We start from the raw sequence: 14107 nt of genomic DNA on the forward strand, positions 1-14107 counted from the left end.
CTTCTGTTGAACCTCTATTCCCTTCGAACCTGAATATTTTCTATTTAGGCAGAATGCAAAATTACAGCAATGAATAAGGCTCAGCGATTTCTCAGATACGCATATCTACTCAACTAATCTTTTATTTCGATAAATTCTTAAATAAAATGCATTTTCAAAGAAATAAAAGGAATAATTCTATGCTATGCAGCCATAGAATTACGGTATTTAACCAATAGGCGGAATAAGTGTATGCATCATCCTTCCTTTCAAATAAAATTCCTGCTTGTTGAAGCTCAATGCTGTTTTGAGCAAAATTTAAAAAATTTCATAAACCAACCCTATGTTCAAATTTAGCATAGCTGCATGCTGAACATATCTTTGATCTTGCGCGTTGATTTGGATTCTTGGACCATAGATTCTTGAAATATCACTTCCCAACACAAGCAAAAGCCTGTCATTGCTCTCGAATTGATTGATAGCATACTTGAAATTTGCATTGAAGAAAAATCTATGATAATTAAGTCTGAATTTATTGTTCCCATCAAAATTGGTCATCACAGCACCTGCAAAACCTACAGCAGGTTCTATTATTATTTTGTCACCAATAGGGATTGCATAAGGAAGGTAAATACCTCCGGAATTCCACCTTGCCCTATCAAAAAAATTACCCAATAGTCTTGTTTCACCAACTTGGCCAGTTACACTAGACATAAACAATCCAATCCCCAAGCGATTCACAATCCCGATCTGAAAATTCAACCCTACTCCTGGCCTCATGTCATAATCATTGGCAAGAAGGTTGTCTCCAAGAAAAAAGGGCATTGTCAAGTTGCCACTTATACTAGGCTGCATTTTATATTTAGCCTTTTTTATCAGCACATCATTTTGCCCAAAAACAGAAAAGGATAAGAAAACTAAGATCGAGCAAAACCCAAAAAACCTCATTTGAATATTATTTCTATTTGACCCAGATCTGAAACAAGCTGATCTGATTTTACTACTGTTTCAAAAATATCCCTCACTTCTGACTCTACTGCCCCCAAATGATTCTCAAAGACAAACCTAGATCCTCCAAGAGTCATAAAGAAAAACCGAGCCTGGTTTTTACGAGGAATGACGATTTTAAATTCTCCATTTATATCAGTCTTTACTATGTAAACAAGCTTTAAAAAACCCCTTTGAGGTAAAAAGTTTTCATCTGTTGTGTAGTTGATGTTATATTTTAATTCCGTAAACCCAAACTCGTAATCTTCTACTGGGTTTCCTGATTCATCAGAAACTGTACCTATATAGGTAAAAAACATATTGTCCTCATAGACTTGGCAGCCATGGTTAAGAAAAACAACAAAAAGGAAGGTAAAAACTGTAAATACCTTCCCTATATATGTACTTGAATTTCTCATTTTAAACCTTTTGGGAAAAATGTCTTTATAGACTGTTTATTCAATAAATGCTCTCAATAATAGCGAAAATCAATTGCATTATTAAAAATTACGTTAAAAGAATCACATCTCCTACAAAGATTTTTAAAATAGTTCAATATTACATCTTTCTAATTTTCCATTTGGCCTTCAAATAGCCCCAAACCACCTTGGGGCTCATTGCTTTTTTCCTCTGGAAGCCTCCATCATGTCCCACATTTCTTCAGGAATCAAATCCAAATTATTAAATTCTCCTGCTCCTTTGAGCCACTCTCCACCATCAATGGTGATTACTTCTCCATTTACGTAAGCTGAAAAATCCGAAACCAAATAAGCTGCAATATTGGCCAGTTCCTGATGTTCTCCTACCCTGCCCACAGGTACTTTTTTGGCTGGATCAAACTTTTTGACCAGATCACCTGGTAGCAGTCTGCTCCACGCGCCTTCAGTTGGAAAAGGACCTGGAGCAATCGCATTAGACCTGATTTTATATTTTGCCCATTCTACAGCAAGCGAACGTGTCATAGCCAAAACTCCCGCTTTTGCAGCAGCGCTAGGCACGACATATCCAGAACCCGTCCAAGCGTAGGTTGTCACAATATTTAAAAACACACCTGGCTGTTTGGCATCTATCCATCTTTTTCCCGCAACCATAGTAACATTGGCTGTTCCCTTCAAAACAATATCCACCACTGTATTAAAGGCATTCGTTGACAGTCTCTCGGTAGGTGAAATAAAATTTCCTGCGGCATTATTGAGGACTACATCCACTTTACCAAACAAGGCATCTGCTTCATCAAAAACTTTGGAAACTTGATCTGCATCCCTTACATCACATGATACCGCCAATACTTTGCCTCCCGTCTCCGCTTCCATTTCTTTGGCAGCTTTATCAAGTACGTCCTGTTTTCTACTTGTTATTACCAAATTGGCTCCAAGCTTCAAAAAATAAGTCCCCATAGACCTGCCGAGTCCTGTACCACCACCTGTAATCAAAATGGTTTTCCCTTTCAATGCATTCTCTTTGAGCATTCCTTCTGTATATGTCATAATTCTTTGGGTTTAATAACCTTTGAATATAGGTATTACCCTAAGTAAAAAAAAGTACAATTGAAGAGGATTGGCATCATTTTATATGTTACCTAAAGGAATTAGCTTTGGTAAAATAATCGAACTCTATGTACCGCAATCTGTTTGTTGTTTTTTCTTTCCTTCTATTATCCTCCTGCTATGGTGATATAGATAAAAACATCAGCACCGACCTCCAAATTGAGGGAAATGAAGTATTCAATATTTCATTGGTTCTGGATGAATCCTTGATTTTTGCTTTTGATTCCTTTGAAGATTATAGAAAAGCTGATACCACTTCTGTGCTTGGATGTCCTAACATTCTGATAGATGAGACAGAAAAAAAAGTAACCTTGGAGTTTATGGGGAATAGACAATGTGTCAATGAAAACAATTTGAGCAGAACAGGTAAAATCCATGTAAGATTTATAAATGAAAGTTCTTTTACTTCCACTATTCTGGAATACGATGGCTATACTGTGAGAGGAAATAAAATTTCGGGGAAAAGAGAATTCATAAAAAGAAGGATGAGTAATGGATTCAACAACACCCCAATGGTAGAGACTTTCGAAAACTTTTTGATTATCGATGAAAAAGGCTCATCAAGCCAACTTAAGGGTGATTTTGAACACCGAACTTTGAGTTTAAATAATATTTCAACTGAAATTGTTTCAAATGGAAGCCTTGAAGGTAGAAATATTACCGGTAGACCAATTTTGATGAATAGAAATCAGCCAAAACGATATTCTATCACTTGTCTAAAAGGTGGTTTTGTCATTCCTTCTTCCGGAAGCGAAACATGGCAGGTAGTCAGACACACCAACCAAGCTACTTCCCACCAATTGATTTTTGAAAGTGAAGCTGCTTGTCAAAACCTCGCTACCATTACGCTTCATGATGGCCGAACTATTCAATATAGGCAATTATGATTATCCGCAATCATGCCACTAATCAATTAAACGAGGCTTATTTGGCAAAGTGATACTAATAGATATTGGATATTTATTGATAGTGGTTCGAAATCACAGGTTAATTCCATTATTTAGATTCTTCTGGTATGAAAGCGGATATACATACAGGCAATAATTATTTCTACTAATTCCAATTAAAATAAAAAAGCCTCTGAAAACGAGTCTCAGAGGCTAAATTCACAATACTTAATCTTAGTATCTGTAGTATTCAGGCTTGTAAGGGCCTTCCACTGTAACGCCGATATACTCAGCTTGATCTTGACTAAGCTCCTCCAAAACAACACCCAGTTTTGCCAAATGTAAGGCAGCAACTTTTTCATCCAGATGCTTTGGTAATACAAACACACCTGGTTCGTATTGATCTGTATTTGTCCAAAGCTCCAATTGGGCTAGTGTTTGGTTGGTAAATGAGTTTGACATCACAAAAGATGGGTGTCCTGTAGCACAGCCCAAATTGACCAGTCTACCTTCCGCCAAGACGATAATGTCATTACCTTCTATATTATATAAGTCTACTTGAGGTTTGATGACATTTTTGGTGTGGCCATAATTCTTATTCAACCAGGCCATATCAATTTCATTGTCAAAGTGACCGATATTACACACGATAGTCTTATCTCTCATTCCGCGGAAATGCTTTTCTGAGATAATATCCTTATTACCGGTTGCCGTAACCACGATATCTGCTTCTTTTACTGCATCCACCATTCTCTTTACCGCAAATCCATCCATTGCTGCTTGCAAAGCACAGATTGGATCAATTTCAGTGACTATCACTCTTGCGCCAGCACCTCTCAAAGAAGCCGCTGAACCTTTACCGACGTCACCATATCCAGCCACGACAGCTACTTTACCAGCCATCATCACATCTGTAGCCCTTCTTATAGCATCTACTAAAGACTCTTTACAACCATATTTGTTATCGAATTTAGACTTGGTCACTGAATCGTTAACATTGATGGCAGGCATTGGCAAAGTGCCTTTTTTCATTCTTTCATACAATCTATGAACACCGGTAGTGGTCTCTTCAGAAAGTCCTTTGATTTCTTTCACCAATTCCGGATAATTATCCAAAACCATGTTGGTAAGGTCTCCTCCGTCATCCAATATCATATTAAGAGGTTGTCTTTCTTCTCCGAAAAATAACGTCTGCTCAATACACCAATCGAACTCTTCTTCCGTAAGTCCCTTCCAAGCATAAACTGAAATACCAGCAGCTGCAATCGCAGCGGCGGCATGGTCTTGAGTAGAGAAAATATTGCAGGAAGACCAAGTCACCTCAGCACCAAGTGCTACAAGTGTTTCGATCAACACGGCTGTTTGTATAGTCATGTGAAGACATCCTGCTATCCTTGCTCCTTTTAGAGGTTGAGCAGCACCGTATTCTTCTCTCAGCGCCATAAGGCCAGGCATTTCTGCTTCCGCCAAAGTAATTTCTTTTCTTCCCCAATCTGCTAGGGAAATATCCTTCACCTTAAACTTGATGAATTTGTCAGATTTGATTTCAGACATATAATTATTGATTAATAAATTGATATTCAATTCAGAATTACAAAAATAGGCTTTTTGCTTGCAATATAAAATTTGGTGATCACAGGAAACTGACTTCTTTAAGCCCAAAATTCTTAAGGACTCCCTCTTGAGTTTCTATGATTAATTTTCCTTCCGGGGAAATGTTTACTATTTTTCCCTCGAAAACCTCTCCATCATCATAAAGAGCAAATTTTCCCAACCCAAAAAGATGAGACAAATAATGTTCATCCAGCTTCTGATTCTCTCCTTTTCTTAGCATTAAGTACCATTTTTCAATTTTTGAAATAAGATCGCCAAAGATTTCCTCCAAATCGAAATGGATATTTGTAAGGTTTTTCAATGAGCTGGCTTTGGGAAAAGGAAAATCAGTTTGATTGACATTCAATCCTATACCTATTACACTATACTCAACACTTTTTTGATTGATGATGTTTTCAATTAATACCCCACAAAGCTTTCCCGCTTCTGGATGAACAATATCATTTGGCCATTTGATTTTTATTTGCCTGTCATACACTGACAATAATTCCCAAATCGCCAGACACACCATTTTACTCAACAGAAACTGTTGGCTCGGACGAAGGAAAACGGGTCTCAATACAATCGAAAATGTTAGATTTTCTCCTGGATATGACCACCATTGACTACCTCTCTGACCTTTGCCTTTGGTCTGGGCATCAGTAATGAAAACACTCCCTTCTGAAGCTTCTTTACGCTTTATTTTTTCCATTGCCAACTCATTGGTAGAGTGACACTCTGTCATGAACTGGACATCTTTTCCTAGAAAAATGGTGTTGGCAAGGATTTTATACATTTTGATTAGTTAATTTGTAGGGCAATAAAGATATTACCATCCATTTTATGACCGGTAAATTTCAAAAAAAATAGGAGAAATAGCACATGACAGCAGAAGAGCTGAGTAAAATTATAGTAAAAGGAATGGAAGACAAGAAGGCTTCCGATATCGTTTTGATGGATTTGAGAGATGTAAGTAATTCATTCACAGATTTTTTTGTGATTTGTTCTGGAAATTCTGACACGCAATTAGAAGCAATTTCTGAATCTATAGAAGAACAAGTTTTCAAGTCAAACAAAGAAAAGCCATGGCGAAATGAGGGTAAAAATAACCTTCAATGGATTTTGATGGATTATGTCAACGTTGTGGCTCACGTTTTCTTGAAAGAAAAACGAGAATTTTATGGAATTGAAGAACTCTGGGGCGATGCCAAAGTTACAAGAATTGATTAAACCTGTTTGAACTTTAAGACAGTTTAAGCGTTTTACAACAAGTTTGCAGCATAGAAATAATAACAGATGAGCGATAATAAAAAATCTAAAAAGTTTATCCCAAAAGCACCCCAAAAACCAAATTTTCAACTTTGGTTGATTATAGCGGCTGTGGTAGTATTGGTAGGCATTACTTGGTTCAACCAAAGAAATGCTGTGATGGACATCACTTTAAAGAAGTTTGAAGATATCTATTTGGCCAATGATGTATCTAAGGTCATGGTGATATACAATCAAAACCTTGTTGAGGTCACACTAAGGTCTGAATCTCTTCAGAACAGGAAATATAAGGAAGAACTGGAATCAAACAGTCCCTTTTTCACTCCTGCGGGTCCTCATTACCAACTTAAAATTGCATCGGTAGATAAGTTTATTGAATATTACAATGAGCTGGAATCCCGTATGCCGGAAGACCAACGAATAAGTTATGAATCCAAAACCCAAGAGTCTTGGACGAATTGGTTTTCAAGTTTCGGTTTCTTGATTCTATTATTCCTGTTGTTCTGGATCATGATGAGAAGGATGGCAGGTCCTTCCGGGCCGGGTGGACAGATCTTCAATGTAGGCAAATCCAAAGCTCAGCTTTTTGATGCTGAAAACAAGGTCAAAATCACATTCGATAACGTTGCGGGTCTTGATGAAGCCAAAGAGGAGATTCAGGAGATTGTTGAATTCCTTAAAAACCCATCTAAATTCACCAAATTAGGCGGTAAAATTCCAAAAGGAGCATTGCTTGTAGGACCTCCTGGAACTGGTAAAACCCTATTGGCGAAAGCCGTAGCAGGAGAAGCAGGTGTACCATTCTTTACCCTTTCAGGATCTGACTTTGTAGAAATGTTCGTGGGTGTAGGTGCAGCACGTGTAAGGGATCTTTTCAAACAAGCCAAAGAAAAAGCACCATGTATCATTTTCATTGATGAAATTGATGCTATTGGTAGGTCAAGAGGTAAGGGACAAATGCCTGGATCCAATGATGAACGTGAGAATACTCTTAACTCTCTACTTGTGGAGATGGATGGTTTTGGAACTGATACGGGTGTAATTGTCCTTGCAGCCACCAACAGACCTGACGTGCTTGATTCAGCTTTATTGAGACCTGGAAGGTTTGACAGGCAAATAAGTATTGACAAACCGGATATCGTTGGAAGAGAAGCGATTTTCAAAGTTCACTTAGAACCAATCAAATCCTCTGATGATGTAGACCCTAAAAAATTATCTGCCCAAACTCCTGGATTTGCAGGTGCAGAAATTGCCAATGTTTGTAATGAAGCTGCCCTTATCGCTGCCAGAAGGAATAAGACAGCTGTAGATATGCAGGATTTCCAAGACGCTATTGACAGGGTCATTGGAGGCTTGGAGAAAAAGAACAAAATCATTTCCCCAGAGGAAAAGAAAATAGTTGCCTACCACGAAGCTGGTCACGCCGTTGCAGGTTGGTTCTTGGAGCATGCTGATCCTTTGGTTAAAGTAAGTATCGTGCCAAGAGGTGTTGCTGCCTTGGGTTATGCACAATACCTACCTAAAGAACAGTTTCTCTATCAGACTGAGCAACTTATCGATGAAATGTGTATGACACTTGGTGGAAGAGCGGCTGAAGAAATTATCTTCGGTAAGATTTCTACTGGAGCATTGAGTGATTTGGAGCGAATTACCAAAATGGCCTATTCAATAGTATCCATTTATGGTATGAATGAGAAAATCGGTAACGTATCCTTCTATGATAGCAAAAGCTCAGAATACAGGACGTCAAAACCTTATTCAGAGAAGACAGCAGAGACCATTGATGATGAAGTTAGAAAGTTGATCTTATTTGCTTACGAAAAGACAAAAGCGCTTTTATCTGATAAGAAAAACGAACTGGAAATTTTAGCCAAAGAGTTGCTTGAAAAAGAAATCCTCTTCCAAAGTGATTTGGAAAAACTCATAGGAAAGCGTCCATTTGGAAAAGAAACTACTTATGAAGCTTACACCAAAAAGGAGCTGAAAGAAGAAATTAAGCCGACTGAAATTTCACCGGATGCTGTTTCGACTGATGATTCCAAATCAGATATAAGTCCCTCTGAAGAAGAGGAAGTAGAAGAAAAAAAAGGTTAATGCCTTAAAACGCCCATATTTTAAAAGCTTCCTAGAAATAGGAGGCTTTTTTTAGTGCCCTATCCCGGATTTATTTCTCACGAAAGGTTTATTTTGCAAACATGAATATTCAACTACACGGAAAAAAGGTATTTTTTGCCTCCGATTTTCATTTAGGTGCCCCTGATGAGAAAACGAGTAAATTAAGAGAAAAGAAAATAATCAATTGGCTTGACAGTATTCAAGATGATGCTGCCGCGATTTTCCTGGTTGGAGATATTTTTGACTTCTGGTTTGAGTATAAAAAAGTCGTCCCAAAAGGATTTGTACGCTTTTTGGGTAAGATTGCAGAGCTCAGAGATAAAAATATTCCCGTTGTCTTTTTCACAGGAAACCACGATTTGTGGATGAATGACTACTTTGAAAAAGAATTGGATGTTCCTGTTCACCATAATCCCATACACTTGACCATTGAAAGCAAAAACTTTCTTATAGGCCATGGAGATGGATTAGGCCCCGGAGACAAGGAATACAAAGTACTCAAGCAGGTTTTTACCAACGATGTAGCAAAATGGCTTTTCAGGTGGCTTCATCCTGATGTTGGCGTGTGGCTAGCCCAAAAATGGTCTTCTAAAAGCCGTATTTCTAAGCTTGGAAAAGAAGAAAATGACTTCAAAGGGGAGAATGAGTGGCTTTGGCAATACTGTAAGCAAATTGAAAAGAACCAACATTTCGACTACTTCGTATTTGGACACCGTCACATCCCTTTGGATTTGCCTGTAGGATCCAAATCCCGCTATTTGAATTTGGGAGAATGGGTAAGTCAATATAGCTATGGTGAATTTGACGGCACAAAGTTTGACATCAAGACTTTTACTGAATGAAAAAGCTCTTGTTCCTTTTCTTTTGTATCATTACTCTACCAAGCTTTTCCCAAAATACAGAATGGGGACAGCCTGCAGTAATCAATTTCCCTCGTCTTGGCTTGCTATCTATAGACAATCAGGGGTTTATATTTATATCAGACTTGGAGGGAAATCTTTATCAGTATAACAATACAGGTATCCGGGTCAATAATTTCTCACCCCAAAGACAGGGGGCACTCAGTCAATTAGAAGCCGCATGGACCGTAAATATTTTTACATTTTCAGCTGATCTTCAGGAATATAGAATTCTGGATCGATTCATCAATCCAGTCTCAGAAAACAGAATACCACTTCACTTGATCACTCTCGCCAAGGTAGCTACTCTGGGGAACAACAATATCATTTGGGTGTTTGACGAAGCTGATCTTACGCTCAAACAGCTTGATTTTAGGCAACAAAGAATAGTACAAAACCAACCTTTAAATCTCGTATTGACCCAGTCTTCTCTCAGAATCGTTGACATAAGAGAATATCAAAATATGGTTTTTCTCAATATTGAAGATGAAGGCATTTATATATTGGACAATCAGGCTAACTTTCTTCAACAAATACCAATAGAGCTAAGCCAAAAGTTAAGCTTTTGGAAAGGAGAATTGGTCTATATTAAGGATCAGGAGTTGATTCTTTTTAGCCTGAAAAACAGAAGCAATATCAGCTTCCCAATCCCTGAAGGCATCCCTGCTCAAAACGTGGCAATCGATGCCACTTCGGTGATTTTTTACAATCATGAGAAAGTATGGATTTTCCCAAAAAATCAAACCCTGCTAAAAGACAAGTAAAAACCCCAAGAAAGATGTTATACCATTTTCTTGGGGTTATATTTCTCTATTCTAATGGATAGCAATTAGACAATTTCTACCAATGTAATATCGAATATTAAATCTTGTCCTGCCAATGGATGATTGGCATCAAGAATTATTTTTTCTTCATCTACACCTACCACTCTTACCGGTACAGGTTGTCCTTGTTGATTCTGAAGGGAGAGCTCCATGCCGATTTCAGGCTTGATATGAGGAGGAACTTGTGTCAAAGGTATATCCAACATCATGTCATCTCTTTTTTCTCCGTAAGCTTCAACACTAGGAATAGTCACACTTTTCTCCTGTCCTATTTCCATTCCTTGTACAGCTGCATCAAATCCTTTGATCATATTGCCATCACCGAGAGTAAATTGAAGAGGTTCTCTGTTTGCCGATGAGTCGAATACAGTGCCATCGTTAAGTTTTCCTGTGTAGTGAACTTTTACTGCATCGCCTTTACTTGCTATTGACATATTTTTCTTTATTTGTTGTTAAAGCTCAAAGGTAACAATTTTATTATGCCTATAAAAATCTGTCCGATTTCGAAAAATCAGGTGTACGGAAATGAAAAACACATGTTCAATATTGAACATATTTTTATGTAAATTAGCTGCAAAAGACAGAATATGAGGATATTTGGACTATGGCATCATTTTGTCAACTGAATTGCAAAACACATAATCATGGAAAATCAACAACTCGGTAAAATCCTAATCATTGACGACAACGAAGACTTATTATTTGCTGCCAAAATGCTATTGAAAAAGCATGCAAAGGAAGTGTCAATCGAGAAAGATCCAAGGAGAATTCCTTTTTTGATAAACAACAACTCGTATGATGTCATCCTCTTAGACATGAATTTCACTGAAGATACTACTTCGGGAAAAGAAGGATTTCATTGGTTGAAACAAATCAAGGAAATTGACCCGAAAGCCGTTGTTATCCTAATCACTGCCTTTGGTGATGTAGAAATGGCCGTCCAAGCGCTGAAAGAAGGTGCCACCGATTTTATCCTCAAACCTTGGCAAAACGAAAAATTACTTGCGACACTTACCTCTGCAAGTAGACTAAAAGACAGCTACAATCAAGTAGAAAAGTTAAATAAAAAGCAAAAACAGCTTCAATCAGACGCCAAAAAGCCATACACAGATATCATTGGTCAAAGTGCGTCAATGAAAAACATTTTCTCTATCATCGACAAGGTAGCACAGACAGATGCCAATGTCTTGATATTGGGTGAAAACGGTACAGGAAAAGAGCTTATTGCAAGGGCTATTCACGACAGGTCTCACCGCAAAGATGAGATATTTGTAGGAGTGGATATGGGGGCCATTACTGAGACTCTTTTTGAAAGTGAATTATTCGGCCACAAAAGAGGCGCATTTACAGATGCCAAAGATGACCGCGCGGGCAGATTTGAAATTGCCGATAATGGAACCCTTTTCCTAGATGAAATAGGAAACTTAAGTATGCCACTACAATCCAAGTTGCTCACTGTATTGCAACGCAGAGAGGTAACCCGAATAGGCACAAACAAAGCAATACCAGTGGATATCAGACTGATCTGCGCCACCAATATGCACGTGCATGAAATGGTGATGGAAAACACATTTAGGCAGGATTTGCTTTATAGAATCAACACTGTGGAAATCTTCCTTCCTCCCCTAAGAGAAAGGCATGATGACATCCCTGCTCTTGCAGACCATTTCTTAAAAGTCTACAGTCAAAAATACCGCAAAGATTTTGTAGGTTTCACTTCTTCCGGCATGCAATTGCTTCAGCGATACAATTGGCCGGGAAATATTCGTGAATTGCAACACGCTATTGAAAGGGCAATCATAATGGCTGAAGGAAATGAGCTGGATTCGAGGGATTTTTTCTTCCTTTCGGCAAAACCGACGAATGAAAAAATAAGCACCCCTGCGTCCTACAACTTGGATGAAGTGGAAAAAACCACTATCCAAAGGGCTATCGACAAAAATGGGGGGAATATATCCAAAGCGGCTAAGGAACTTGGCTTGACTAGGGCCTCCCTGTACAGAAGACTTGAAAAATATGGATTATAAGGTTGGATTATTGGGTAGGGTTGCCCTTCTCACGGTCTCTTTGTTTTTACTTTCATACTTTATCCTCAATAGTGCAGGGGTATTTGCTATTTCCCTGTTCATTATTTTGGTGATGGCTCAGATCATTTTCTTTCTGAGCTATGCCGAAAGTTCATTCAAAAAAGTCCGACAATTCCTCGACAATATCAAACAGGATAATTATACCAATGTCTATCCTGTCAAATTCGATGGAACAGAGACGGACGACCTTCATATAGAATTCAATGCCATTCTGGCAAAACTCCAGGAAGATCAGGCAGAAAAAGAGGCCAACTACCAATATTTCAGGTCAGTATTCCAACATCTCAGCATTGGACTTATTACTTATGATGAAGAAGGTAAAATCCAGATTGTCAACACAGCAGCCAAGAGGATGTTGAATATCAATCAACTTAGCCTTATTTCAGAAATACAAAACATCAACAAAGAATTGCACCACGCCATACACTCTTTGCGTACAGGAGGAAGTGAATTGATAAAAATAGCACATCCTGATGGGATCATGCAGCTCTCTGTCTATGTCATCGAATTGGTCATGCGCGACAGTAAGTTCAAATTAGTTTCCTTACAGAATATACAGAGTGAACTCGAAGAAAAGGAAATGGAAGCGTGGCAAAACCTCGTGCGTGTCCTCACCCATGAAATTATGAACAGCATAGCGCCTATTTCATCTTTGGCAGCCACCGTCAAGGGCGATATAGAATCTAAGATAGACAATAACGTACCTGTTGAACCTTCCGAGCTTGAAGATTACCTCATGGCAATCAGTACTATTGAAAAAAGAAGTGAAGGCTTAATCAATTTTGTGAGTGATTTTAGAAGCCTGGCCCACATCCCTACCCCAAAATTCCAGACAATAAGACTCAAGGCCCTGTTTGGACAAATGGAAACCCTTCTGCAGCATCAGTTTGAAAGGAATCAAATCCAACTTAAATGCAGTATTGAACCTGATGACCTGATTCTTTTTGGAGATCAAAACCTAATCGAACAGGTAATGATCAATCTTATCCAAAATGCCATTCATGCGGTGGAAGATGCGGTGACCAAAGTTGTTTCTTTGGATGCTTTTATTGATGAAGCCGGGAAAATCATTATCGAAGTGACCGATTCAGGCAAGGGTATTGAAGAAGAAGCACTTTCTAAGATTTTTATTCCTTTTTTCACCACTAAGAAAAAGGGATCAGGCATTGGATTAAGCTTGTCCAAGCAAATCATGAGAAGACATAAAGGAAATATTCAAGTAAGGTCTTCTCTTGGGTCGGGAAGTACTTTCAAACTGATATTTAACGCTTGATTTTCAAGAATTAATTTAAAAAAGTCTACCTCTTTTACTGTAAACATATCCTGGACCATCACATGCAGCCCAAGTCATGTTGATGAGCTTATTGTCTCTGGTGATGGTGATAAATTCCATATCCCCTTCACCACAATTTGCGGCCATCATTTGATTGGTTTCAAAAGTCAATTCAAAAGTATGGATGATTTCAGGATTGGGATGTGTTTCTTCTAACTTTTGATATTTACCAAAAGCTTGCTTGGGAATCTCCAAGAGCTCTCCCATTCCTTTGACTTTATTTGAAAACTTGATGAAAGTCCCATCATCATTGAAAATGTATTTTTCTTCAAAATCGATATCAACTGGTACCTCATCCACAGGCCAAGAATTCCTGATCTCGATCAGCGTCCAATAACCAAGCACATTGAATTCCGGCTCTTTGTCATCTTGGTTGCAAGACGCAAAGCCTAAGGCTAAAAGAAGAATCAAACTGCTTAACTTTTTCATCATGACACTAGATACGCAAATCAAACCAATTGCGACCACTAAAGGTTGGTAAATTCATGCAATTTCCAAAGAATCATAGAAAATTTCTCTTTGATGCAGGATATTAACGAGTAGTTAACTATTTCTTTACAACAATCAACTAATTGTTTGCAAATGTT

General features: G+C 38.2%; 14 protein-coding genes. 7 read left to right on the plus strand and 7 right to left on the minus strand.

What is annotated here, in order from left to right:
• Positions 1–297: 297 nt before the first annotated feature.
• From CLW00_RS17890 to CLW00_RS17900, 3 genes are all read right to left on the minus strand, one after another.
• Positions 298–834, minus strand: coding sequence for a hypothetical protein (locus CLW00_RS17890; protein ID WP_146131453.1), 537 nt, complete (start codon positions 832–834; stop codon positions 298–300).
• A gap of 89 nt (positions 835–923) precedes the next feature.
• The gene (locus CLW00_RS17895) at positions 924–1385 is read right to left on the minus strand and encodes a hypothetical protein (protein WP_106135081.1); all 462 of its coding nucleotides are present in this window, start codon (positions 1383–1385) and stop codon (positions 924–926) included.
• Between the two features lie 195 nt (positions 1386–1580).
• A complete protein-coding gene (locus tag CLW00_RS17900) occupies positions 1581–2453 on the minus strand; it encodes an SDR family oxidoreductase (RefSeq protein ID WP_106135082.1) in 873 nt (290 codons plus the stop codon).
• A gap of 128 nt (positions 2454–2581) precedes the next feature.
• On the opposite strand from CLW00_RS17900, the gene CLW00_RS17905 reads away from it, so the two are divergent.
• Entirely contained in the window at positions 2582–3400 is an 819-nt protein-coding gene (locus CLW00_RS17905; RefSeq protein ID WP_106135083.1) for a hypothetical protein, read from the plus strand.
• 234 nt (positions 3401–3634) lie between these two features.
• Here CLW00_RS17905 and ahcY read toward each other — a convergent pair whose 3' ends face one another.
• Together ahcY and CLW00_RS17915 are read right to left on the minus strand one after the other, a co-directional pair.
• On the minus strand, positions 3635–4954 hold the full coding sequence (gene ahcY / locus CLW00_RS17910) for an adenosylhomocysteinase (RefSeq protein WP_106135084.1): 1320 nt from the start codon (positions 4952–4954) through the stop codon (positions 3635–3637).
• A gap of 79 nt (positions 4955–5033) precedes the next feature.
• Entirely contained in the window at positions 5034–5789 is a 756-nt protein-coding gene (locus CLW00_RS17915) for a biotin--[acetyl-CoA-carboxylase] ligase (RefSeq protein ID WP_106135085.1), read from the minus strand.
• Between the two features lie 86 nt (positions 5790–5875).
• On the opposite strand from CLW00_RS17915, the gene rsfS reads away from it, so the two are divergent.
• The 4 genes from rsfS (at position 5876) to CLW00_RS17935 (ending at position 10040) form a co-directional block, all read left to right on the plus strand.
• Positions 5876–6223, plus strand: a complete 348-nt coding sequence (gene rsfS / locus CLW00_RS17920) for a ribosome silencing factor (RefSeq protein WP_106135086.1) — start codon at positions 5876–5878, stop codon at positions 6221–6223.
• A 66-nt stretch (positions 6224–6289) separates the two neighbouring features.
• Positions 6290–8356 (plus strand): ATP-dependent zinc metalloprotease FtsH, encoded by a 2067-nt coding sequence (gene ftsH / locus CLW00_RS17925; protein ID WP_106135087.1) that lies wholly within the window; start codon positions 6290–6292, stop codon positions 8354–8356.
• A gap of 101 nt (positions 8357–8457) precedes the next feature.
• Complete coding sequence (locus tag CLW00_RS17930; protein WP_106135088.1) at positions 8458–9219, plus strand: UDP-2,3-diacylglucosamine diphosphatase; 762 nt, start codon at positions 8458–8460, stop codon at positions 9217–9219.
• On the plus strand, positions 9216–10040 hold the full coding sequence (locus CLW00_RS17935; RefSeq protein ID WP_106135089.1) for a hypothetical protein: 825 nt from the start codon (positions 9216–9218) through the stop codon (positions 10038–10040). Before CLW00_RS17930 ends, CLW00_RS17935 begins: the two co-directional genes overlap by 4 nt.
• A 65-nt stretch (positions 10041–10105) precedes the next feature.
• Here the strand turns inward: CLW00_RS17935 and CLW00_RS17940 are convergent, their stop codons facing one another.
• Positions 10106–10534, minus strand: a complete 429-nt coding sequence (locus tag CLW00_RS17940; protein ID WP_106135090.1) for an FKBP-type peptidyl-prolyl cis-trans isomerase — start codon at positions 10532–10534, stop codon at positions 10106–10108.
• A gap of 210 nt (positions 10535–10744) precedes the next feature.
• Between CLW00_RS17940 and CLW00_RS17945 the strand changes: the two genes are divergently transcribed.
• Together CLW00_RS17945 and CLW00_RS17950 are read left to right on the plus strand one after the other, a co-directional pair.
• Positions 10745–12127 carry a sigma-54-dependent transcriptional regulator gene (locus tag CLW00_RS17945; protein WP_106135091.1) on the plus strand — a complete coding sequence of 461 codons (1383 nt, stop codon included), beginning with the start codon at positions 10745–10747 and terminating at the stop codon, positions 12125–12127.
• Positions 12117–13460 (plus strand): sensor histidine kinase, encoded by a 1344-nt coding sequence (locus CLW00_RS17950; RefSeq protein WP_106135092.1) that lies wholly within the window; start codon positions 12117–12119, stop codon positions 13458–13460. The genes CLW00_RS17945 and CLW00_RS17950 overlap by 11 nt, the downstream gene beginning before the upstream one ends.
• 15 nt (positions 13461–13475) lie before the next feature.
• Here CLW00_RS17950 and CLW00_RS17955 read toward each other — a convergent pair whose 3' ends face one another.
• Positions 13476–13952 (minus strand): hypothetical protein, encoded by a 477-nt coding sequence (locus CLW00_RS17955; protein ID WP_211300221.1) that lies wholly within the window; start codon positions 13950–13952, stop codon positions 13476–13478.
• Positions 13953–14107 lie beyond the last annotated feature (155 nt).

The sequence above is a fragment of the Mongoliibacter ruber genome (genome assembly GCF_003003005.1).
Lineage (GTDB): Bacteria > Bacteroidota > Bacteroidia > Cytophagales > Cyclobacteriaceae > Mongoliibacter > Mongoliibacter ruber.